At 59.8% G+C, this 938-nt stretch carries 1 protein-coding gene; it reads left to right on the top strand.

Annotation, left to right across the window (positions count from 1 at the left end):
• Nucleotides 1–916: integrase core domain-containing protein (locus tag IF809_RS38615; protein WP_462840087.1), on the top strand; the 916-nt coding region annotated here is incomplete at its 5' end.
• Nucleotides 917–938: the final 22 nt, after the last annotated feature.

Below are 938 nucleotides of genomic sequence, written 5' to 3'. Positions count from 1 at the left end.
GTATGAGGAGGTAAAGGCCGGCCGGTCGACGGCCTTCCGCCGGGTGGGGGACTTCTACAAGCATCACGGGACCTGCTCACAGACCTTCCGAAAGTACTACAACCGCTATCTGCAGAGCGGCGCGGACGCAGACTTGTTGCCGCAGCGCCGCGGGCCGAAATGGCGCGAGCGGCGCGAGCCGGAAGGTGTCGAGGCGGAGATCGTCGCCTGCCGGAAGCGAGGCATGAACCGATACGAGGTCCATGCCACCTTGCGTGAACGGCGAGATACAGTACCGTCACCCTCGACCATTTACCGGGTCTTCAAACGCAATCAGCTTAACCGCCGCACCCCGGCCATGCGTGAGGAGAAACGTCGCATTATCAAGGACAAGATCGGCGAACTCGGCCATGTTGACCTGCACCAGCTGTCCCGCGACATGTTCCTGGTGCCTCCGCCCAACACCGCCTTCATCGTCAGCCTGGTCGATAGCTGTTCGCGTCTGGCCTGGGCCGAGGTGCTGACGTCGAAAAAGGCCCTGCCGGTCATGTTCAAGACCCTGAAGATGATCAACACCCTCAACGTCACCTATGGGGTCCAGTTCGCCGAGATCTTGTCTGACAACGGGGCAGAGTTCGCCTCCCGCAACACTCCTGAAGAGCACCCCTTCGAGGCTATGCTGATCGAGCTCGGCATCAAGCACCGCTATACCAAGCCCTACCGGCCACAAACCAATGGCAAGGTCGAGCGCTTCTGGCGAACCCTGGACGACGATGTCATCGAGGGCGCAACCTTCGACAACCTCGATCACTTCGCCAACGAGCTCTTCGAGTACATCGTCTACTACAACAACTTCAGGCCTCATCAGGCCCTCGGCGGCAAGTCTCCGAAGGATTTTGCGGCCGCCAAAGCCGAAACCTCTCGATCAGCGAATTAGTGAACATGCACAATTGCGAGCG

Source organism: Bradyrhizobium sp. UFLA06-24 (assembly GCF_054967145.1).
Note: the sequence above shows the minus strand (reverse complement) of the source record. Positions and strands in the feature narration are given on the sequence as shown.